Origin of the sequence: Chitinophaga sancti, from assembly GCF_034424315.1 — a bacterium.
Lineage (GTDB): Bacteria > Bacteroidota > Bacteroidia > Chitinophagales > Chitinophagaceae > Chitinophaga > Chitinophaga sancti.
Genome location: NZ_CP139972.1, coordinates 430,110 through 449,743, shown reverse-complemented (window position 1 = coordinate 449,743; position 19,634 = coordinate 430,110). Strand labels below are relative to the sequence as shown.

At 44.0% G+C, this 19,634-nt stretch carries 23 protein-coding genes; 12 read left to right on the top strand and 11 right to left on the bottom strand.

Annotation, left to right across the window (positions count from 1 at the left end; all coding sequences use genetic code 11):
* Positions 1-19: 19 nt before the first annotated feature.
* Complete coding sequence (locus U0033_RS01665) at positions 20-544, bottom strand: GNAT family N-acetyltransferase (RefSeq protein ID WP_072357474.1); 525 nt, start codon at positions 542-544, stop codon at positions 20-22.
* A 745-nt stretch (positions 545-1,289) separates the two neighbouring features.
* The gene (locus U0033_RS01660) at positions 1,290-1,514 is read right to left on the bottom strand and encodes a hypothetical protein (protein WP_072357473.1); all 225 of its coding nucleotides are present in this window, start codon (positions 1,512-1,514) and stop codon (positions 1,290-1,292) included.
* 150 nt (positions 1,515-1,664) lie between these two features.
* Between U0033_RS01660 and U0033_RS01655 the strand changes: the two genes are divergently transcribed.
* The gene (locus U0033_RS01655; RefSeq protein WP_072357472.1) at positions 1,665-2,159 is read left to right on the top strand and encodes a hypothetical protein; all 495 of its coding nucleotides are present in this window, start codon (positions 1,665-1,667) and stop codon (positions 2,157-2,159) included.
* 310 nt (positions 2,160-2,469) lie between these two features.
* Here the strand turns inward: U0033_RS01655 and U0033_RS01650 are convergent, their stop codons facing one another.
* The 3 genes from U0033_RS01650 to U0033_RS01640 all read right to left on the bottom strand — a co-directional run bounded on the left by U0033_RS01650 (position 2,470) and on the right by U0033_RS01640 (position 4,371).
* Positions 2,470-3,168: an HAD family hydrolase gene (locus tag U0033_RS01650; RefSeq protein ID WP_072357520.1), complete on the bottom strand. Its 699-nt coding sequence runs from the start codon at positions 3,166-3,168 to the stop codon at positions 2,470-2,472.
* Positions 3,169-3,248: 80 nt separating this feature from the next.
* Positions 3,249-3,524, bottom strand: a complete 276-nt coding sequence (locus tag U0033_RS01645; RefSeq protein ID WP_072357471.1) for a hypothetical protein — start codon at positions 3,522-3,524, stop codon at positions 3,249-3,251.
* A 22-nt stretch (positions 3,525-3,546) separates the two neighbouring features.
* Positions 3,547-4,371, bottom strand: a complete 825-nt coding sequence (locus U0033_RS01640) for a phage tail protein (protein ID WP_177318547.1) — start codon at positions 4,369-4,371, stop codon at positions 3,547-3,549.
* A gap of 213 nt (positions 4,372-4,584) precedes the next feature.
* Here U0033_RS01640 and U0033_RS01635 point away from each other — a divergent pair, with 213 nt between their 5' ends.
* Genes U0033_RS01635 through U0033_RS01625 form a run of 3 tightly spaced genes read left to right on the top strand, consistent with a single transcriptional unit; the run spans position 4,585 to position 6,872 of the window.
* On the top strand, positions 4,585-4,902 hold the full coding sequence (locus U0033_RS01635) for a PadR family transcriptional regulator (RefSeq protein WP_072357469.1): 318 nt from the start codon (positions 4,585-4,587) through the stop codon (positions 4,900-4,902).
* A 6-nt stretch (positions 4,903-4,908) separates the two neighbouring features.
* On the top strand, positions 4,909-5,487 hold the full coding sequence (locus U0033_RS01630; protein ID WP_072357468.1) for a DUF1700 domain-containing protein: 579 nt from the start codon (positions 4,909-4,911) through the stop codon (positions 5,485-5,487).
* The gene (locus U0033_RS01625) at positions 5,484-6,872 is read left to right on the top strand and encodes an alpha/beta hydrolase family protein (protein ID WP_072357467.1); all 1,389 of its coding nucleotides are present in this window, start codon (positions 5,484-5,486) and stop codon (positions 6,870-6,872) included. The genes U0033_RS01630 and U0033_RS01625 overlap by 4 nt, the downstream gene beginning before the upstream one ends.
* Here U0033_RS01625 and U0033_RS01620 read toward each other — a convergent pair.
* Positions 6,859-7,230, bottom strand: coding sequence for a DUF2200 domain-containing protein (locus U0033_RS01620; RefSeq protein WP_072357466.1), 372 nt, complete (start codon positions 7,228-7,230; stop codon positions 6,859-6,861). The genes U0033_RS01625 and U0033_RS01620 overlap by 14 nt on opposite strands.
* Positions 7,231-7,271: 41 nt before the next feature.
* Here U0033_RS01620 and U0033_RS01615 point away from each other — a divergent pair, with 41 nt between their 5' ends.
* Entirely contained in the window at positions 7,272-8,168 is an 897-nt protein-coding gene (locus U0033_RS01615) for an SMP-30/gluconolactonase/LRE family protein (protein ID WP_072357465.1), read from the top strand.
* A gap of 142 nt (positions 8,169-8,310) precedes the next feature.
* Here the strand turns inward: U0033_RS01615 and U0033_RS01610 are convergent, their stop codons facing one another.
* Together U0033_RS01610 and U0033_RS01605 are read right to left on the bottom strand one after the other, a co-directional pair.
* Positions 8,311-9,201: a helix-turn-helix domain-containing protein gene (locus U0033_RS01610; protein ID WP_072357464.1), complete on the bottom strand. Its 891-nt coding sequence runs from the start codon at positions 9,199-9,201 to the stop codon at positions 8,311-8,313.
* A gap of 1 nt (position 9,202) precedes the next feature.
* On the bottom strand, positions 9,203-9,976 hold the full coding sequence (locus tag U0033_RS01605) for an SDR family oxidoreductase (RefSeq protein WP_072357463.1): 774 nt from the start codon (positions 9,974-9,976) through the stop codon (positions 9,203-9,205).
* Between the two features lie 156 nt (positions 9,977-10,132).
* On the opposite strand from U0033_RS01605, the gene U0033_RS01600 reads away from it, so the two are divergent.
* The 5 genes from U0033_RS01600 (at position 10,133) to U0033_RS01580 (ending at position 14,761) form a co-directional block, all read left to right on the top strand.
* Positions 10,133-11,263 (top strand): acyltransferase family protein, encoded by a 1,131-nt coding sequence (locus tag U0033_RS01600; protein WP_072357462.1) that lies wholly within the window; start codon positions 10,133-10,135, stop codon positions 11,261-11,263.
* Between the two features lie 67 nt (positions 11,264-11,330).
* Positions 11,331-12,560, top strand: a complete 1,230-nt coding sequence (rluF, locus tag U0033_RS01595) for a 23S rRNA pseudouridine(2604) synthase RluF (RefSeq protein ID WP_083571359.1) — start codon at positions 11,331-11,333, stop codon at positions 12,558-12,560.
* 66 nt (positions 12,561-12,626) lie between these two features.
* Positions 12,627-13,160: a DUF1877 family protein gene (locus U0033_RS01590; protein ID WP_072357461.1), complete on the top strand. Its 534-nt coding sequence runs from the start codon at positions 12,627-12,629 to the stop codon at positions 13,158-13,160.
* A 38-nt stretch (positions 13,161-13,198) separates the two neighbouring features.
* Positions 13,199-14,167: an MBL fold metallo-hydrolase gene (locus U0033_RS01585; protein WP_072357460.1), complete on the top strand. Its 969-nt coding sequence runs from the start codon at positions 13,199-13,201 to the stop codon at positions 14,165-14,167.
* A gap of 105 nt (positions 14,168-14,272) precedes the next feature.
* A complete protein-coding gene (locus tag U0033_RS01580; protein WP_072357459.1) occupies positions 14,273-14,761 on the top strand; it encodes a hypothetical protein in 489 nt (162 codons plus the stop codon).
* Positions 14,762-14,769: 8 nt separating this feature from the next.
* On the opposite strand, the gene U0033_RS01575 is transcribed toward U0033_RS01580, so the two are convergent.
* Both U0033_RS01575 and U0033_RS01570 read right to left on the bottom strand, forming a co-directional pair.
* Positions 14,770-16,155 (bottom strand): S41 family peptidase, encoded by a 1,386-nt coding sequence (locus tag U0033_RS01575; RefSeq protein WP_072357458.1) that lies wholly within the window; start codon positions 16,153-16,155, stop codon positions 14,770-14,772.
* An 11-nt stretch (positions 16,156-16,166) separates the two neighbouring features.
* Complete coding sequence (locus U0033_RS01570) at positions 16,167-16,307, bottom strand: hypothetical protein (protein ID WP_177318546.1); 141 nt, start codon at positions 16,305-16,307, stop codon at positions 16,167-16,169.
* A 76-nt stretch (positions 16,308-16,383) separates the two neighbouring features.
* Between U0033_RS01570 and U0033_RS01565 the strand changes: the two genes are divergently transcribed.
* Positions 16,384-17,571: a winged helix-turn-helix domain-containing protein gene (locus U0033_RS01565; RefSeq protein ID WP_072357457.1), complete on the top strand. Its 1,188-nt coding sequence runs from the start codon at positions 16,384-16,386 to the stop codon at positions 17,569-17,571.
* Here U0033_RS01565 and U0033_RS01560 read toward each other — a convergent pair.
* Complete coding sequence (locus U0033_RS01560) at positions 17,555-19,036, bottom strand: PAS domain-containing protein (protein ID WP_072357456.1); 1,482 nt, start codon at positions 19,034-19,036, stop codon at positions 17,555-17,557. The two genes, U0033_RS01565 and U0033_RS01560, sit on opposite strands and share 17 nt — an antisense overlap.
* A 211-nt stretch (positions 19,037-19,247) precedes the next feature.
* Between U0033_RS01560 and U0033_RS01555 the strand changes: the two genes are divergently transcribed.
* Positions 19,248-19,457, top strand: a complete 210-nt coding sequence (locus U0033_RS01555; protein ID WP_072357455.1) for a hypothetical protein — start codon at positions 19,248-19,250, stop codon at positions 19,455-19,457.
* Positions 19,458-19,634: the final 177 nt, after the last annotated feature.

The following is a 19,634-nucleotide window of genomic DNA, read 5'->3' as shown; positions in this document are numbered from 1 at the left end:
AAAGGTACAGTAAAAAAAATTAGTGAATAATTGCTTCATTGGGAATAATAAACGACCCGGTAATTATCTTTTGTAATAAGACAAGATTTAACCATTGTCCATTCTTACGACCCACTTCTTTTATCTGCCCTATTTTTTCAAAACCCATCTTTTCATGAAAGATTACACTGCCTTCATTAGAGGAGTCAATGACTGCTATAAAAGTGTGAAAACCTCTCTCTTTCCCGTCTGCCAGGAGTGTATTTAATAATTCCCTTCCCAGGCCTTTGCCATGAAAATCCGGATGAAAATAAAGTCCATGCTCCGCAGAATGCGCATATGCATTGCGCTCCCGGAACTGGCTATAAGCACCGTATCCTACCAGCCTTCCTTCTTCTTCCACAACGAAGACCGGCAGGTTCAGTGTTGCCTTCTTATGAAACCATTCTTCTAAGAATTCCAGTGATTTTGGCTCGTAGTCATAATTGTAGGTCGTATTCAGGATATAATAATTCCAAATGTCTTTAATAGCTGGCAAGTCTTCTATAACTGCGTGTCTGATCATGGTTTTTAGATTAAATGTAATGCGATTTCTTTTAGACTATAATAATGTGAAATCCGGCAACAGCAGGTTGCTCACTTATAAGGAGCTTTGCCCACTTTTTAATAGCTGGCAAGTCTTCTATAGCTGCGTGTCTGATCATGGTTTTTAGATTAAATGTAATGCGATTTCTTTTAGACTATAATAATGTGAAATCCGGCAACAGCAGGTTGCTCACTTATAAGGAGCTTTGCCCATTTTTTAATAGCTGGCAGGTCTTCTATAACTGCGTGTCTGATCATGGTTTTTAGATTAAATGTAATGCGATTTCTTTTAGACTATAATAATGTGAAATCCGGCAACAGCAGGTTGCTCACTTATAAGGAGCTTTGCCCATTTTTTAATAGCTGGCAAGTCTTCTATAGCTGCGTGTCTGATCATGGTTTTTAGATTAAATGTAATGCGATTTCATTTAGACTATAATAATGTGAAATCCGGCAACAGCAGGTTGCTCACTTACAAGGAACTTTGCCCACTTTCTAATAGCTGGCAGGTCTTCTATAGCTGCGTGTCTGATCATGGTTTTTAGATTAAATGTAATGCGATTTCATTTAGACTATAATAATGTGAAATCCGGCTACAGCAAGTTGCTCACTTATAAGAAACTTTGCCCACTTTTTGATACCTAACAATGATCTTGCACGCAAAGATTTTCCAAATAGTATACTGTGGATTAAGAAGTAGTTAATTCCGCATTCGGAATGTTTTTTCACAAAAACCGCAACACCTGTTTCCGGTAATCCTCAAAATCCTGTTCATTGGAAATAGTCTGAAACTTCTCCTGCTGCCCGTTCCTGTTCTGCCTCACTAGGATCACATCCATACCACCTACAATGGTCCGCCTGGCCCTGTCCAGGATCCGTACCAGTTCATCTTTGTCCTGCGTTAACTGCAGGTCTTCAATACGATTCACGATAATTACATAATCTTCCATACTGCAAATGTATATAATTGCCCCGGCCCTACTTTTTATTCGGTTCCTGATAGCGCAAATTTTTTCAAGCGATTCCCAGGAACCTCATTTTACCTATGATTCATCCCTTTTTTATGATTTTATTATAAAAAGGATAGTTACCTTCATAGTATGAAACGAACCAGCCTTTTTATCGCGATCTTAGTGTTTGCCCTTGCAACGAAAGCGCAACAGGGGCCTTCCCTGTTCAATCACGCAAATGACACGACCCATCGCTCTAACAAATGGTTTGTAACCAAATACAGCGGAATTTCCACCGGTTTTGTGGCATTTAAAGGAGGAGGCGGCAGCTTTTTGTCCGCACCTTTGGCCCTGCAGCTAAACCGTCAGCTCACGAATAACCTCTTTGCCTTTGGAAATGTTTCTGCTACCCCCACTCTTTTTCACTCCAACAGCATCTTTCTTGCCCAGCCTGCAACCGGCAAAAGCTATGGCCCCCTACGCGGCAACAATACCAATTTTGGTATCAATCCGGCAGCACAGATCGGTGTTATGTACATCAGCAATGACAGAACATTCTCCATTTCCGGTAGCATCAGTGTAAGCAGAAGCAACTATTATGGCTACTCTCCCCTCTATACTCCTGTAAATACATTTGTACAATAGGAATACTACCAGCGATGCCGATGAAATATCGACACCCCGTATATCCTGGTAAAGAAAAGAAGTAATAAGCCGAGAACTCTCTGCTGCTGACAATAAGAAACTGGTGTGCGATTGTCTTGCTGTGGCAGAACAGCTGGGTACTTACGATCAGCACAGGACAAAGGTGCAATGGGTAAGCTGATCAATGGTGAATTAGGCAAGGCGTTAGCAACGCCGGCCGATATGGTTACACAGATTTTCCTGAATATAATGCGCCCTGTAACGCTACAGCCAGCAAATAAAGAAAACAAAAAAGGAATTGAGCGATGGCTCAATTCCTTTTTAACATTGGTAATACTTCTTTGATCGAAGTTAGTGTTTTCAAATTGGGATGGATCACATCTTCCTCTACCCGTTCAAACTCCCATGTTACATAATAAGGAATATGTATTGCATGCGCTCCTAATGAAAGTACAGGAATAATATCCGACTTCAGTGAATTGCCCAGCATCAGGAATTCATCCGGCGCTATACCTAGTCTTTTGATCATCCTGCTATAATCATCCTCATGCTTCTCACTCATTATTTCAATGTGATGAAACAGATGTTCAAGCCCTGAGTTTTTCAATTTCCTTTCCTGATCCAGCAGGTCTCCTTTTGTAGCAATAGCAATACGATAATCAGTTCGTAAAGACTGCAGTACCAGTTCTACATCCTCCAGCAATTCTATCGGCTTGGCCAGCATTTCCTGTGCCAGTTCAATCACCTTCTTCACGTATTTACCGGAGCGCTCTTCCCCGGTTATTCGTATGACCGTTTCAATCATTGACAACGAATAGGGCTTGATTCCATATCCATACAAAGCCATGTTTTCGCCAACGGTTTGATGCAATTCCCGGGCAGCTAATTGCGGGGGAATAAAATCGGCCATCATATGTAAGAACTGCGCGTTTAGTTCCTGGAAATATGGCTCACAGATCCATAAAGTATCATCCGCATCAAACGCAATTACTTTGACTTTATTTATCATAATCATTAGCTCTTGAACGCACAAAATACTAAAAAGAGCGCGCGTTTCAAACCCGTACAGGCCAAGGATTCAATTTCTTGTCAAAGATCAATTATGCAGCTCTTTCTTACAACCGTTGATCGCGTCTTCAATACCATCCCGGATTCGATAAATGGCTTCTTTTCAATTGTATAAGCTACCGGTGCCTGACCAGTATCAAAGTTAAAACTGAGCACAATATTACCAATAGGCGTACTGGTTGTAGCAGTACCCTGATTAGCATCCGATGGATTAGATACGGTTCCATGCTCTTTTTGCTGCTGGCTATCACCGCCGCTATATGGAAGTGACTTTCCGATTGGAAATAACTTAGACACGGATTGCCTTTTTTGAGGGAATTCAGCATTTGATCAGGTAATTGACATTGATATTATTGGGTCTTGTCTCGTTCAGGGCATTGGAGTTGTCAGAGGAAGGCACTTCTCCCTGCACGCCACGAATGAATTGTCCGCGGAAATCCGGAAGGCGAAAAGAATGCTCATCTTCCGCGCCATAGAAATTGGAAATAGCCTGGAACAAGTTGGTGTAATCCCTTATTTTCAGGTTAGTGCCTATACATGGCAACCAGCCGGCCGCCCGGAAGTTTCCTTCATTTTTAATATCCCCCGAATAAGGCACAACAGCACCTACAGGCACTGCACCCGGCGAAGCCACCGCTTTAATGATGTAGTTTACACGCTGATGCACCGGCCTTGTTTCATTGTCAACAGGGGAATTAAATTCGTTTTGCTGCGAACCGCTCAGGCTTTTGTGAGACAGGCTGTGAATGCTTTCCCTATACTTATTATAATAACCATAAGCATGCATGTGAGCAGCGAAATCGTCCATTTGCAGGGGGCTTGCACTACCGCCGGTGTTACCACTGAGGGGAAGATCGGCCCCTGGCGCTGTGGGTTGACCCGCTTCTTTGCCAGGGCCAGCCATTGCATCTATACCGCGAAGAAACAAGCCCTGGTAAGAAGGAACAGCAAACACCTCTTCATTTCCGCCATAAGTATGGCCAATTACTTTGTACAGGTCAGGAAATTGGGTAAAGGGATAGGTAGATCCATCGCAGATAATCCAGCCTGCAGCATGGCGGTTTAAAATACTGGACCCGCTTGTGGCGCCGGCATACATAAGTACAGTTCCAACAGGTGTACTCCCCGGATTTGGTGGTAGCATTATTTCCATTTTTGATTTAGTGGAAGGAGATTTGATATCACAAAAAAAGGTAAAGTTTTAAGAAGTGCCAAGCGGGAAAGAACTTAATTACATAACCAGGTAGTTCTACTTAGTCGAAAGGCGAAAAATATTTATTATTGATAACCAGTCATTTGTGAAATTTAATAATACATCGTATTGCATAGTACATCCTAATGCTATATATTTGCTCCTGTGAAAAACGAATTCTTAAAAAATTGGGAAACCCAATTGAAAAAAGGCTTGTTGCCATACTTCGTTCTCAGGGCGCTCGAGGGCCAGGAACGGTATGGTTACGAATTAATACAACATCTGAAAGATGATTTCAACACGGAGGTCACCGAAAGTACCATGTATCCTCTTTTAACCCGTTTACAAAAAGAGGAATTACTGGTTTCGAAATGGATAGAACAGCCGACGGGGATCCCCCGCAAGTACTATTACATATCGGATCATGGCAGGGCGAACCTGGCGGAGATGAAGAAATCTATAGATGAAAACCTGACAAAATAAATTTGCATGAAAGCAATTGAATTTAAAGACCCTGCCAGCCAGCGGGTGTACAATAACTATATAGCGCGTTGTAAGCGGGTGGTAAAGATCCTTTCTGAACAAGACCAGGAGGAATGCCTGATGGAGATCAACAGCTATATCTATGAGTTTATAAATGATCATCACGGGGATGAGATGACAGGCCTGTTGAATATACTAGACAGGTTAGGTGATCCAGAGATAACGCTCAAAGAAGTAGTGGCCAGTAAGAAAATAGATCAGGCCATCAAGACCTATAATATCAAGCACCTGTTCCAGGCATTGTTTCTAAACCTTAGAAACGGAGTGGCGTATGTATTGCTTGCCATTATGACTGTGATGCTGGTGACATTCCCGGTATTGATTGTGATGAAACTGATCATGCCTGCTAAAACCGGTCTTTGGGTGGGTCCATATACTTTCTTTTTCGGAATTGTTCACAATAACCCTGCAGGCATTCATGAAATAGCAGGTAATTTCTTTATCCCCTTAGTGATTATTTTAAGTATCCTTTTATACTTCCTTATCATCACCATATTAAAAGCAATAAGAAAGAAAAAGCCATGAAAAAGACTATTATAACAACTATTACAACCCTGCTGCTGACCGGTAGCGGATTCGCCCAAAGCATTACCGGTAGCTGGAATGGACTGCTTAAAATTGGAGGCCCGCTCCAATTGCATATCGCCCTGAATATAGAGAAAACTGATACGGGTTTTAATGTAAACCTGGCAAGTCCTGACCAGGGTGCAGCCAACATTCCGATCAGTGAGTTTATTTATCATGAACCTGCTGTAAGTTTTACAAGCAAGGGAATAGGTGCATCTTATACCGGTGAATATAAAACCGATAGTATAACGGGCACGTTTACACAGAGTGGGCGTTCATTTCCATTAACCTTTCACAGAGGTGTTGTCGAGCGTCTGAAACACCCGCAGGAACCCGTATTGCCCCTGCCCTACTATACTGAGGAAGTTAGTTTTGAGAATCCTTCCGCACATATCAAGCTGGCTGGTACCTTATCATTACCACAGCAAAACGGTACCTATCCTGCTGTCATACTGATCACAGGTAGCGGACCACAGAACAGGAATGAAGAACTGCTGGGGCATAAGCCATTCCTCATTATTTCAGACTACCTGACCCGTCAGGGAATTGCAGTACTGAGATATGATGACCGTGGTTTCGCAAAATCCGAGGGTTCATTCAAAACTGCTACCACCCTGGATTTTGCCAGTGATGTAGAGAGTGCGGTGGCTTACCTGAAAACACGGAAGGAGATTAAACAAATTGGACTGATTGGCCATAGCGAAGGAGGCTTGATTGCGCCCATCGTAGCAGCAAAAAATAAAGACGTAGCGTTTATTGTCATGCTGGCTGGCACTGGAATCAGGGGTGATAAATTACTGTTACTGCAAACTGAACTGATTGCACGGGCAGAAGGTGCACCGGATAGTACAATTGCCAAAACCACGGCGATCAATAAAGGTGTGTTTGACATCATTGTCAACAATCAGAATGACACGATTATTAAAAATAACCTGATTACCTATTTTAATAAATACGCAGCAGATCATCCGGCTGAAGTACCCGCAGGCACCACTACAGAACAGTATGTAGCAGCCCGGGTAAAGGAATGTATGACGCCATGGCCATGGCTGAAGTTCCTGCTGCAATATGACCCGGTCACATCGTTGCAGAAAGTGCATTGTCCTGTACTGGCATTGAATGGAGAAAAGGATTTACAGGTGCCGCCAAAGGAGAACCTGGCTTATATCAGGAAGGCCTTGAAAGGGAATAAAGATGTAACGGTGAAGGAATACAAGGAATTGAATCACCTGTTCCAGGAATGTAAAACGGGGAGCCCTTCAGAGTATGCAGGGATTGAACAAACCTTTTCACCACAGGTGCTGGAAGATATTAGTCAATGGATTAAATTCAGGATGCATTAGTGCGTAAGATCTTTCCCATCTTCTTTCCTTTTGCCAGCTCATCTACTAACTTATCTAAATACCGGACCTGTCGAGTTAATGGATTGTCTATTTCCTCTACGCGGTATCCACAGATCATACCGGTAATGAGGCTGGCATTGGGATGGAGTGTTGCCCGCTGAAAAAAGGTTTCGAAGGTGACTTTTTCTTTTATGAGGTTTTGTTGTTGTTGAGGATCAAAGCCGGTGAGCCAGGTGATTACCTGATCCAGTTCTTCTTTAGTACGCCCTTTTTTCTCTACTTTTGTGAGATAAGCAGGATAGACTGCAGCAAACGTCAGTTTTGCGATTTTTTCATTGTGTGCTTGTGTAGGCTCCATGAAATAAAGTTAATAAATTCTAATGTTCCAAAAATATCCAAATGAAGAGGATCCACGTTTTCCTTGCACTTGCTTTCAACTGCGTATCAGCATCTGCACAGCAATCTCCGCCACTCAGTGTGGTGGCACCCGGTGCGCAGCTGGTAAAGTTGCCAGCTACATTTTCATTCTCTGAAGGGCCTGCCGTAAATAAGAAAGGCGATATCTATTTTACTGATCAGCCTAATGATAAAATATGGCGATACGATACAAATGGTAAACTTAGTTTATTCATGGATAAGACCGGCAGGTCCAATGGACTCTATTTCGATAAACAAGGTAATCTTATAGCCTGTGCGGATGAAAAAAACGAGCTATGGTCAATCAATCCGAATAAAAAAGTAACCGTGTTACTGGGGCTGTATGAGGGAAAACACCTGAATGGGCCGAATGACCTGTGGATTGATGCGAGGGGTGGCATTTACTTTACGGATCCTTATTATCAGCGCGATTACTGGGAGCGGAAGCAACCGGATATACCCGGGCAAAAGGTGTATTATTTATCCAAAGGAAGCAGTGTGCCGGTGATAGTAGAAGATCAGGTGGTAAAGCCGAATGGGATAGTGGGCACACCGGATGGCAAGTACCTGTATGTGGCTGATATTGGAGCGGGTAAAACATATCGCTATGCTATTCATCCGGACGGTTCATTGAAAGATCGGGTAGAGTTTGCACCGATGGGTTCAGATGGGATGACATTGGACAGTGATGGTAATTTATATATCACTGGTAACGGTGTGACAGTGTTTGATAAAACGGGAAAGCGGATAGGGAATATTTACGTATCGCCTAACTGGACAGGGAATATTTGCTTTGGCGGAAAGGACAGGAAGACCTTGTTTATAACCGCATCTGAGGCAGTGTATACTTTGCAGATGAATGTAAAGGGAGTAGAATAAAGAGCTTATATCAAAAATCAGCGGAAGATAAACATAATGCATTTCCGCTGATTTTTGACACCACCTAATGCTATCATTTTTTACGATGACCAACTGACAAAGCAAATGCGCAGAGAGCAGACCTGTTCGGGGAGATTCCTCATTAATTGAACAGCTTCCTAAACTCCAGCGGCGACAAATTCGTCTTCTTCTTAAACAATTTATTAAACGACTGTGAATGTTCAAACCCCAGATAAAAAGCGATCTCACTCACAGATAAATCAGTTGTAGACAATTTCTCCTTCGCCTTCTCTATAAGTTTATTCTGAATGTGCTGCTGCGTAGTCTGGCCCGTAAGCTGCTTAACCAAACTACTTAAATACTTCACTGAGATATTCAACTGCGCTGCCACATACTGCACAGCAGGGAGCCCCTTCTCCTGCTCGAAATAATCATTCAGCAATGCCTCCAGGCGTTCCAGCACCTTATGATTCGTAATTTTCCTTGTAATAAACTGCCGCTCATAAAATCGCCGTGCATAAGTCAGCAGCAAATCCAGTTGTGCAATCACCACATCCTGGCTAAATTTATCAATATTCGCATGGTACTCCTGCTGGATATACTGTACAATGCCATTCAGCATTGCTTCTTCGCTTTCAGAAAGAAACAATGCTTCATTAACAGAATAATTAAAAAACTCGTATTGCTTTATTTTTTTCGCCAGGGGCGTATTCCATAAAAAATCAGGATGCACAAACAAAATCCAGCCAGAACGATCAGGTGCCGCATCGTCTTCCACACTCAGCACCTGGTTTGGTGCTAAGAAATACAAAACGCCCTCATCAAAATCATACTGCTGTTGTCCATAAATTAATTTATTCACGCCCTTCTTCAAGGAAATAGAATACAGATCAAAAACAGCAGCCACGCCTGCCGGCGCTTCGATCTTTGCATAATCTACCACAGAGATCAAAGGATGCTTCGGTGCAGGTAAATCCAGCACCCGGTGCAATTGCGTGATTGATTTCACGCTGAGCGGTGTTCCGTTCGGCATACTATCTTGCTTTTTCTATTGTATTGTTCATAAAGTTCAGGAAAAACCCGGGAGCAACTCTTCCCATTAACTTCAATGCTTTGGCCATGCCCGGCAAGATCTCCATTTGATCTTTCAGGATGCCCTGGATGGCCGCACGTACCATTTTATCTACAGGCATCGTGGGCACAGCCTTCTCCAGCTTCTCATCACCAAAGTTTTTCATCAGCGGCGTATCAGTAGCTGGCGGTGCGAGTTCAAATACCTTCACAGCGGTGTTCTTTAATTGCAAACGCAGCACCTGCGTATACGCATGAATCCCCGCCTTCGTTGCACTGTAAACAGGTGACAGTGGGAATGGCACAAATGCCAGGCCGGACGAAACGTTTACGATCGCTGCAGCAGCCTGCTTTCTTAAATGTGGCAGGAACTGATGTACCATCCTGATGCTTCCTGAGAGATTCGTATCTATCTCCCGGGTGATGTTTTCCAGGTCCATCCCTTCATCCTGCAAGTTAATATTCCGCATGATGCCGGCATTGTTGATAATAAGGTTCAGGGCTGGAAATTGTGTAGTCACCTCTTTGTACAACCGTTCAATATCCTTCGGATCACTCACATCATTTTGTATGGTATGAATATCGGGAAACTGCTGCTTCGCCTGTTCCAGTTTACGGGGATCCCTGCCTGTAATGATAATCTTTGCCAGGCCCTGTTTGCTTAATTGCCTTACAAACTCCAGGCCGATTCCGCTGGTGCCTCCTGTAATCAGGATAGTGCTATGCTCTAATTTCATATTATTTTATTGATAAAGCAAAATTCGTGTGCTGGCAGGAAACGGATGTAGCCCAAAGTATTAAACTTGTGTCCAAAAGGGAAGATTTGGGTATTGCACTGAGTAAAACTCACAGGATTAGCGGGCAATCCTTAAATTTAATGCAAACATCCACCTATGCACCCAAAAGAGAGAATCCATTATTTAGACTGGCTCAGGATCTCAGCCTTCGCCCTGTTAATCCTTTTTCACTCCTGGCAACCCTTTAATCATTTTCACTGGCTGATCAAAAGCCCTTACAAAACAGTCCTGGCAGATATTCTGACGGTTTTCTTTCATACCTGGCGATTGTACCTGATCTTCTTTGTATCCGGCGTCGGTACCTTCCTGGCGCTTAAATCCCGCCAACAGCAGTTTCTAAAGGACCGCTTCCAGCGCCTGATCATCCCCTTCCTGTTCGGGATCATCTTTATTATTCCCTGCCAGTATTATTACCAGAAACTCCAGAAGCAACCGGATCTGTTGTTTTGGGATTTCATGGCACATTACCCCCGGTTCATCGCAACCCGGCCTTATAGATTTGATCTCTTTCAATGGTTGCTGGAACTGGGCATTCACCTGTGGTACCTGCCTTCATTATATATCATGACGATAGTATTGTACCCATTATTAAAACATATGAATGCATCACGGACAATCCATGTTCTCACACAACGACCTTCGCTGCTTATGTTATTTGCATTACCTGTCATGCTCACATTTATGCTGTTAAAACCCATTTTCCCGGAGTATACCAGTGTGGCAGATTTCATCACCTACGCGCTCCTATTCGTGTATGGTTACGTGTTTATAAAGGAACATGCGCAGGCCCTGCCGGTATTGCACAAAAACGGCCTCCGCCTCTTAGTAGCGGGGATCCTTAGCTCAATATTACTGATCGGCTGTTTATTGGTGCCCTCCTTAAAAGAAGCCGCTTTTCATCCGGCCTATACGGTGAATCATAGTATTGTAGCTGTTTTGCTGGGCATATCGGCCTTTAGCTGGCCGCTGTACTTTGTAAATTTGTATTCCCGCAGGTTCAATTTCAGCAGCAAATTACTCCCCGAATTTAACAGAAGTGTATTGCCGGTTTATATCATGCATCAAACGATCATCGTGGTCGGGGGATATTACATCATAGCGTTGGTGAAAAACGGCATTCTGCAATTTATATTAATCGTCAGCCTGACGGTTTTACTCTCCATTCCCTTCTATTTATTGGTCAAAAAATTCAGGTTAAGCAGGTTTTTATTTGGAATAAGAGGCTAAGGTGTCTTTTTTCCTCTCAATTTCCGACTTTTGCATCCGGAATCCACTTAAAACGCAAATTACTACATTGGACCAATCAATCAGTTTAAACAAATTTATCAGTGATACCGGGTATTGTTCCCGTCGGGAGGCAGACAATCTCATCACCCAGGGCCGGGTATTATTAAATGACCGGCCGGCAGTTTTGGGTAACCGCTACAAGCCGGGAGACACCGTTGAAGTGGATGGTAGCCTGATCACCGCTGCCAAAAAAGATAAATTGGTATACCTGGCGCTTAACAAGCCGCCGGGCATTACGACGACAACAGAATTACATGTCAAAGATAATATCATCAGTTTTGTCAACTATCCAAAGCGGATTTTCCCTATTGGGCGCTTAGACAAGGATTCTGAGGGCCTGATCTTTTTGACCAATGATGGCGATATCATCAATAAGATCCTGCGGGCGGCAAATAACCACGAGAAAGAGTATGTGGTAAGGGTGGACAAAGCTATTGACACAGCCTTTTTACAGAAAATGTCACAGGGGGTTCCCATATTAGACACCGTTACCCTGCCCTGCAAGGTGCAGATGGTGGGGCGTCAATCCTTCAGGATTACGCTGACACAGGGATTGAACAGGCAGATCAGGAGAATGTGTGAGTACCTGGGCTATACGGTTACGGGCCTGCAGCGTGTGCGCATCATGAATGTAAAGCTGGATAAACTGGCTTCAGGTAAATGGAGGCATCTGACAGAAACAGAACTGGCGGCGATTAAGGAAAGTATTGCTGATTCCAGTGCAGAAGGCAAAGTGGCAGGGAAAAGAGCAAAAGTGGTGAAGCCAGCATTGCAGGATGAGGAGGAAGAAAGCATCGTGAAAGAAAAGCCGGCTGAGAAATTCCGGGAAAAGAAGAAATCATCCGGAAATGCGTGGTGGAGTGATAAAAAAGGAGATAAACCCGGGAAAAGAACTTCCGTTACGGGGAAAAAAGACAATACCAGCGGAAGACCTGGTGCTGGAGAAAGAACCTCCGCTGCAGGCAAAAAAGACAATAGCGCCGGAAGACCGGGTACTACTGGCAAACCCTCCCCTGCTGGTAAAAAGGAAAACGCCTCAGGCAGGCCTAAAACAACCGGGAATCCAACCAGGAACGATAAGGTCTCGGCACGCCCCGGAAAAGCGTCTAAACCGGGTAAAAACGACCATTCCGGGCCAGCTCACAAGGGTGATAAATCCCGTAACGCCGCACCCTCCCGCGCTAACAAACCATCCGGGCCGGGAAAATCAGGCAGTAACAGGGGCAGAAAAAGATAAACACAACTACGTAATCAATTAGCTATCAACATTTTTTACGTAGTTTTGCCAGCCAAATTTTAATTCATGAGTCAGAGCATAACATTGTACCGGGTTTCCCAGGAGGACTTCGAAGCGATGAAAGCCAACCCAGCCGAAACCGAGATACTGAACATTTCTAAAGAGAACCTGGTCTTTCCGCAAACTTTCGAAGGACTTAAATTTATCTTATCTAAAGAACAGGATGAAGCAACCGTTTCTTTACTGGAGCAGATCTTTTACCCTGAGACTTATATCAGCAAAGAGATTGACTTAGACAGCAAGGAAACGCTGTCTGAAGACCTGGATCTGGAAAGCACCGCCATTTATTACAATGATAAAGAAGATGTAGCTGATATGCACGCCTTCCTCAGCAATATCTCCGTAGAACAATTCAAGCAACTCTACGACGCAAAGGAATTAAATGAAAACGGCGTGTACCCGTATAATGTGTGGATTGAAGAAGGCGCCCCGGACAGGGCATTTACCAGGAAACACCTGGCCAGGGAGTTTGCAGATCTGAAAGAATTTATAGCAGCCGCAAAGACGGATAATGATTATGTGTTATCATTCGTCTGGTAAAAGTTAGCTTACCGGTACTTTTGAACCAAATAAAGCATATGGATCGCAGAACAATCTTAAAAAGCCTGGCCCTACTGGGAGCCGCAGCGGTTATTCCTTTCAGAAAACTTGCTGCATTTCCCTCGTACTCAAAAAGACCTTATCATCAATTCAAACTCGGAGAACTGGAATTGATGGTGCTGGCAGACGGACATATTAACCTCAGCCCCGTGCAACCGAATTTCCCTAATGGTACTGAAAAAGCAGAAAAAGAACTGTTGCAAAAAAGTTTCCGTTCCACAGATGCAGTAGATCTTGGGATGAATATCCTCCTGGTTAAAAAAGAAAATGACTTCATATTGATCGATACCGGCACCGGTAGCGGTTTCGGTCCTTCTTCCGGATGGCTGTTACAATCAATGGAAGATGCTGGTATCAAACCTGAAAATATCACGCACATCATCATTTCTCATGCGCACCCGGATCATATAGGAGGCTTAGTGAAAGCAGAGAAATCCGTATTCCCGGCCGCTACTATTCATCTCTCCAGGATAGAACATGCGTTCTGGATGGCTGCAAAACAGGACTTTTCAAAATCCAAATTCCAGGATAAGGACCTGCTGGCCAAATTCACTGCCATTACGCAGCAAACATTCAAATTATTACAGTCACAACTACACTTATTCGAAGACAAAGCTGAAATACTGGGATGTATCCGGATGGAACTGGCTCCAGGTCATACTCCCGGGCATTGTGTCACACATATCTATTCCGGCAGTGACCAGTTGGTACATATCGCAGATCTGGTCCACTCTGATGTGTTATTATTCCCGCATCCCGAATGGGGATTTAATGGAGATACAGATATTGAATTAGCAACGAAAACAAGGAGAAGGGTGATGAAAGCGCTGGCTGATTCCAGGACAAAAGCGATCGGGTATCATTTACCATGGCCGGGTTTAGGTCATGTGCGTACAAATGGAAATGAGTTTGAATGGGTGGCAGAAACGTATGCATTTCCTGCATAAAAGAAGCGGATGTCTCCTGCCTGCATGAGACATCCGCTTTGCAAGTAAATGCGCCCTGATAATAAGTACGCCCCTTCCAACATTGTTTCGTACCTTAGTAATCATATGATAAAAAACGAGCAAAACGACTTCAACAAATGCATCGCCTTTCTTAACGACATCGGAATCAACACCTCTTTCAGAGCCCTTGACGACTCCAGCTTCCTGCCGGGCCTGCAGATAGAAAACGGCAATATCGTCATCGACACCAACATGCTCCAATACCCGGGAGATCTCCTTCACGAAGCCGGGCACATCGCTGTTGTACCCTCCAAAGACCGTGCAGGTCTCAGTGCTACCGCCCTCATCAAAAGAAAAGACAGAGAAGCAGAAGAAGTAATGGCAATCGCCTGGTCTTATGCAGCCTGTATCCACCTGGATATCGACCCCGCATTTGTTTTTCACAAAGAAGGCTATAGAGGCGGCAGTATTGACATTATGGATAGCTGTGACAAGAATGAATACGTAGGCATGCTGATGCTGGATAGTCTCGGTATGACCTCCGCTACACGCGGGCAAACACCTTATCCGCATATGGATAGATGGCTCCGCTGATGAAGGTGCTAGTGCTTTCGGGAAAGCACTTCTCCTGCCTTCTTCACCCAATCCGTTCCCTCCTCTAGTACAACCATCGGCGGTATTCCAATAAATTCATATTTTGACTTATTCTTCCATTTCGTAGTCGTGGTCCGCAACACAAACTTCCCGCAGGGAATGTCCACCGTCGTTACATCTCCATATCCCATATATCCCCCGGAATGCGCCCCCATCGTCACTACCTTACTACTTTGCAAAGCATACACAATCAGGCCTTCCGCTGCACTCGCGGTACCGTGGTTATATATCAGCGCCACCTTTTCAGGATAATCTGAAGCCTGCATTGTCCAGGTTTCCTGCTTACCTTTATTGAGCGATAGAAAGGTGTATAAAGGCACCTTCTTCATTGCCGCAATCAGCCTTGTATCAGGTGTCTGCTGCGTCTCTAATGCCTTGATATTGTCAGGACTGACCCAAACGGACAGCTGGTCCAATTCCAGTGGCTTTGTATACATCAATTGCAGTAAATCAAAATAATTCCGCTCGGCGCCGCCTCCATTATCCCGCACATCCAGTACCAGGTATTTTCTTTTTTGTATCTCGGGTATCACGGCCTTGTACAATGAATCCAGCTGTGGCTGCAGCTCTCCCAGGAAAGACCGGATGGCGAGATAACAGGTACTGCTATCCAGGATCTTAAACTCCCACTGGTTAGTAACAGCAGCACTACCTGCTTTAAAATAGCCCAACTGGGGCAAGTTCCCATCCACCAGGTGAATCTGATCAGTATAAACCTGGTTAAAATTAAAACCTAACAAGCCCATATTATAAAAACAGGAATACGCATTTTCACCTATTCTATCCAGCGTTAGCAGGATATGCCCCAGCTCCAGTAAATTCGTTTTCTTTAATACAATTGCTTCATAATGATCCTTCCCGTTTTCCAAAATACCAACCCTGATATTATTGCCTAAAGTATAAATCCCCTCTATAGCATCCCGGGATTTACTTTTTAAGTGCTCCAATACCTGCGTGGTATCAATGGCTTTTATTTCAAACGCACGATATGCCGCTGATTGTTTAAAACTATCGATCACCGCCTGCGAAGAAAAACTAACAACCCGCTGCAATTGTAAGGCTATCCCGCTATGATGATCCTTTAATAAATTTACATACCGGCTAAAGTAAATATTGCACAGATCATTTCCCTGCATTTTCGAAAGCTGGTTGCTGATGAACCGGACACTATCGTTATATGCGTTCAACAATTTCCGATCCGCTTTTATTTGCTGAAAGGCAGGGTTATTTTCCTCATAATATTTTTTAACGAATTTAAATTGTGTGCTACAATTACAATCCTGGGCAAAAGCATGAACTGTAATAAACAGGAACAGCAGACTAAGGTATCTCATACTTGTAAAGATTAAAATTGATGCATGGGCCATCCCAGTTCATCATAACATGCAATGGTGTCTTTTTTCGTATTGCGGAAACTCCACCGATCTTTCCAACAGGTTTCTGCCAATGAAGTTAGTTCCCCCAGGATCAGTATTTGTTGTGCCATAGGTTAAAGTATTCTATCTAAATTTAATCATTAATAATATGCAGCCCTCCAAAAAAGATTTTTTTACCTTAGTAAGATGGAAGCAGTTGCCCTCACAAAAAGCCAGGCCAGAAAGATCATTCTTGAAGCAGCAGGTCTTGCCCGCAAAGCCCAATTCGGAAAAGGTATTGAAGCCGTTTACCAGGTCATAGACCACCTGGGGTTTGTACAACTCGATACCAACTACGTTGTGGAGCGTGCCCACCATCACGTGATGGCGGCACGTATACCCGGCTATCAGCTTGAATGGCTGGCAGATCTATGTGAAGATGGGCGCGTCTTTGAATACTTCACTTCCGATGCAGGCTTCCTTCCTATGAACGATTTTCGGTTTACGCTCCCTGTAAAAGAAGCGTTTAAAGCGCATAGTAAAACAGCTAGTCTTGCAGAAAGCAAGCTGATGAAACAAATGATCGACCAGATAGAACGCGATGGCCCGGTCATGGTAGGAGACTTTGAAAACGACAGACAGGAAGCAAGCACCGGCTGGTGGGATTGGCGGCCGGCAAAAGTGGCGCTGGAAAGATTGTACATGTATGGTACACTGATGATCAGCCGTACAAAGAAATTTCAAAAAGTATATGATCTTCCGATCAACCTGGTGCCGCAGGAAACGGATGTAACAATGCCTGGCGCAGAAGAATATGCGCGATTCGTGATTCTTCGTACCATTGGCGCACTCGGTATCGCTTCTCCGAAAGAAATGGCCTGGCGGGCACGTAGGGTAAAAGGCAACCTGGTAAAGAAAGAGCTTGAAAAAATGGTTGCTTCAGGGGAAGTAAAGTCCGTAACTGTAGAAGGTTTGAAAGGGCCTTATTATATGCTGCCTGACCAAAAGATCAATGTAAAATTATCTAACGAGGTCTTTATTTTATCTCCCTTTGATATCCTCAACGTATTCCGTCACCGCCTGAAAGATTTCTTCCATTTCGACTACCAGATTGAATGTTTTGTACCTGCACCCAAACGCATTTATGGTTATTTCTCATTGCCAATACTGGCAGGCGAAACTTTCATTGCCAGGATGGATGCAAAAGCAGATCGTAAAGGGAAAATATTGATGGTGCACAATTTACATTTCGAGGATGTCACGCTGGATGAAACGGTTCTTGAAAAGCTGATAAAATCCCTGCAGGAATTTATGAAATTCAATGGCTGCAGAGAAATTGTATTTGCGAAATCCAATAAACCGAAATACCTGAAAGCGATCAGGAAGGAACTATGAGGTGGTAGCAAACGTAATTTGAAGGCAGTAAGAATTGCATTAATAAAGACACATCTCCACGAATACTCTTCTTCGTTACCACCACTTCATCGATCTCCCGTTCATGCATCTCCGCATGCCAGGGCTCATAGCCAATTTCCAGCAGACGCTTGCCGATAGACTCTTCCCGGGTCAATCCCCACATATCCAGCAGGGCCTTATTTGCGTAGGTAAACTCGTAATTGAGATTGAATACATATACAAGGTCTGGCGTACTGTTGGACACGGCCTGCAATAAACGCTTTGTCTGATCAGATTCATCCTTGACCAGTTGCAATTCCTTTTCGGTATTTATGCGGTAGGTAATGTCAGAAGCCGCTCCAAACCATTCAAAGATCTCCCCCGCTTCGTCCAGCACAGGAATCGCTCTTGTAAAGGTCCACCCCACATTGCCATCAGCCAGTATCACCTGGTGTTCCATTTCAAAAACGGATTTCTGCTGAATCGCTTCCCTGATTTTCGCCCATACACTTTCATGTTGTTCTTCCGGGATGTAATGTTCAATCCAGTTCGGGATGGGGTTCCCAGCATCCTCCAGGAAACCTTTTCCTTCCAGCTGGCGCATGACGATCCAGTCTGGGCTCATGCGATATACTAAGGTAGAGGTAGCCCTGACCAATGCACTGAATAAACGTTCACTTTCGGTCAGCAGTTTCTTCGCGGTCACCTGGGCGGTCACGTCATTAGCAATGACCGTTACGCCGGTAATGGTACCATCAATGTCTACAAAGGGCAGGCAAATAAAACTAAAGTAGGAGGTCTGCAGATTTTCTTCTGCGTTCTTTACAACGAAGGCTTTTTCATGCCCCTTCACGATCCTGTTATTCCGGTACACGTCTTCAAACATAGCAGCAATCTCCAGTCCGTTGGTGCCCGGAAAGATCTCTGGCAGGGGTTTACCCAGGGAGGTGCTGTCAATGCCCCATAGTTTATAAAGCGCTTCATTAGCGATGGTCAGCGCCATCTCATCACCCGTGAGGATGAAAATAGGATCTGATGCCTGCTTAATAATATCACGAAGTAGTTGTTGCTGGTAGATGTTGCCTGTTGATTGGGTGATCGTGCAGAGAACTCCCCCCGGCTTTCCGTTTTCAATATGAATAGGACTATAATGGCGGGTTCCTGCGATAACAGGTTCGCCGCTCTGCATGACCTGCCTGATTAATGGCAGTTGCACAGGGTCGCGGAATGGCTCTCCGATGGCAGCCGGTCCATTATAATGATCATTATAAAACTGAAAACATTCATCTCCCCAGAAGATCAATTGTGACGTGGGGGCATACAGGCACATTGAAATAGCTGTGCAAAGGCTCTGTGGCCATTCTTCGGGAGCACCTAAGGGGTGGTTGGACCAATCCCTGTTTAAAATTTTCAGCGCCCTTTCACTATTACTCAAAAATCCCAGCTTTGTACCTGATAAGTTCATAAGGAGGGAAAATACAACTAATTCAAATAATTGCCATGAGATGCTACAAGTTGAGGAGGGCTGTCGATGCGGGCCGCCGGCTCACGCTATATTATAGCGGAGTTCGGGCCGGGGAAGGTATACCGGGTATTAGATCCATATATGAATGAAGTGAAGTTAGCCTGATTGGAATCATGCGCTGCATCTGGTGATTTAATAGTAAATTCACGATATGTCAAAATACAAAGATGTGGTGGTTGCGCTTTCCAAAAAGCACCCCCAAACAGGAGAACCCGCTCAGGCTGGTCATACATTCGTTATCGGCACCTTAGGCACTAAGAAGGGTTGGTACGAGATTGAGACCGAGAAACTGAATAAGTACAAGGATGAAGATCTGAAGATGGAGTTGTTTAAGCTATTGCATCCGCAGACGCATCATTAATGAATGAAATACAGGCTTATGAAAATTGATTCCACATAGTTTGCGGGAATGTAGATTATTTTGTTCCGAAGCTACGATTCGAAATAACTGTAGCTATCTGTATGCAAGTTACAGTCTGGATTGAAACAATAATTATGAATTCGGCATTATATAATGCACTGAGCGCATTGCATTATA

What these genes read in the sequence shown, in the direction of transcription:
- U0033_RS01590 (WP_072357461.1), top strand. Translation starts at nt 12,627, where the DNA reads ATGAGTCAGAGCATAACATTGTACCGGGTTTCCCAGGAGGACTTCGAA.
- U0033_RS01630 (WP_072357468.1), top strand. Translation starts at nt 4,909, where the DNA reads ATGAAAGCAATTGAATTTAAAGACCCTGCCAGCCAGCGGGTGTACAAT.
- U0033_RS01615 (WP_072357465.1), top strand. Translation starts at nt 7,272, where the DNA reads ATGAAGAGGATCCACGTTTTCCTTGCACTTGCTTTCAACTGCGTATCA.
- U0033_RS01640 (WP_177318547.1), bottom strand. Translation starts at nt 4,371, where the DNA reads ATGCTACCACCAAATCCGGGGAGTACACCTGTTGGAACTGTACTTATG.
- U0033_RS01625 (WP_072357467.1), top strand. Translation starts at nt 5,484, where the DNA reads ATGAAAAAGACTATTATAACAACTATTACAACCCTGCTGCTGACCGGT.
- U0033_RS01570 (WP_177318546.1), bottom strand. Translation starts at nt 16,307, where the DNA reads ATGGCACAACAAATACTGATCCTGGGGGAACTAACTTCATTGGCAGAA.
- U0033_RS01585 (WP_072357460.1), top strand. Translation starts at nt 13,199, where the DNA reads ATGGATCGCAGAACAATCTTAAAAAGCCTGGCCCTACTGGGAGCCGCA.
- U0033_RS01605 (WP_072357463.1), bottom strand. Translation starts at nt 9,976, where the DNA reads ATGAAATTAGAGCATAGCACTATCCTGATTACAGGAGGCACCAGCGGA.
- U0033_RS01565 (WP_072357457.1), top strand. Translation starts at nt 16,384, where the DNA reads ATGGAAGCAGTTGCCCTCACAAAAAGCCAGGCCAGAAAGATCATTCTT.
- U0033_RS01600 (WP_072357462.1), top strand. Translation starts at nt 10,133, where the DNA reads ATGCACCCAAAAGAGAGAATCCATTATTTAGACTGGCTCAGGATCTCA.
- U0033_RS01580 (WP_072357459.1), top strand. Translation starts at nt 14,273, where the DNA reads ATGATAAAAAACGAGCAAAACGACTTCAACAAATGCATCGCCTTTCTT.
- U0033_RS01610 (WP_072357464.1), bottom strand. Translation starts at nt 9,201, where the DNA reads ATGCCGAACGGAACACCGCTCAGCGTGAAATCAATCACGCAATTGCAC.
- U0033_RS01575 (WP_072357458.1), bottom strand. Translation starts at nt 16,155, where the DNA reads ATGAGATACCTTAGTCTGCTGTTCCTGTTTATTACAGTTCATGCTTTT.
- U0033_RS01555 (WP_072357455.1), top strand. Translation starts at nt 19,248, where the DNA reads ATGTCAAAATACAAAGATGTGGTGGTTGCGCTTTCCAAAAAGCACCCC.
- U0033_RS01660 (WP_072357473.1), bottom strand. Translation starts at nt 1,514, where the DNA reads ATGGAAGATTATGTAATTATCGTGAATCGTATTGAAGACCTGCAGTTA.
- U0033_RS01665 (WP_072357474.1), bottom strand. Translation starts at nt 544, where the DNA reads ATGATCAGACACGCAGTTATAGAAGACTTGCCAGCTATTAAAGACATT.
- U0033_RS01620 (WP_072357466.1), bottom strand. Translation starts at nt 7,230, where the DNA reads ATGGAGCCTACACAAGCACACAATGAAAAAATCGCAAAACTGACGTTT.
- U0033_RS01560 (WP_072357456.1), bottom strand. Translation starts at nt 19,036, where the DNA reads ATGAACTTATCAGGTACAAAGCTGGGATTTTTGAGTAATAGTGAAAGG.
- U0033_RS01650 (WP_072357520.1), bottom strand. Translation starts at nt 3,168, where the DNA reads ATGATAAATAAAGTCAAAGTAATTGCGTTTGATGCGGATGATACTTTA.
- U0033_RS01655 (WP_072357472.1), top strand. Translation starts at nt 1,665, where the DNA reads ATGAAACGAACCAGCCTTTTTATCGCGATCTTAGTGTTTGCCCTTGCA.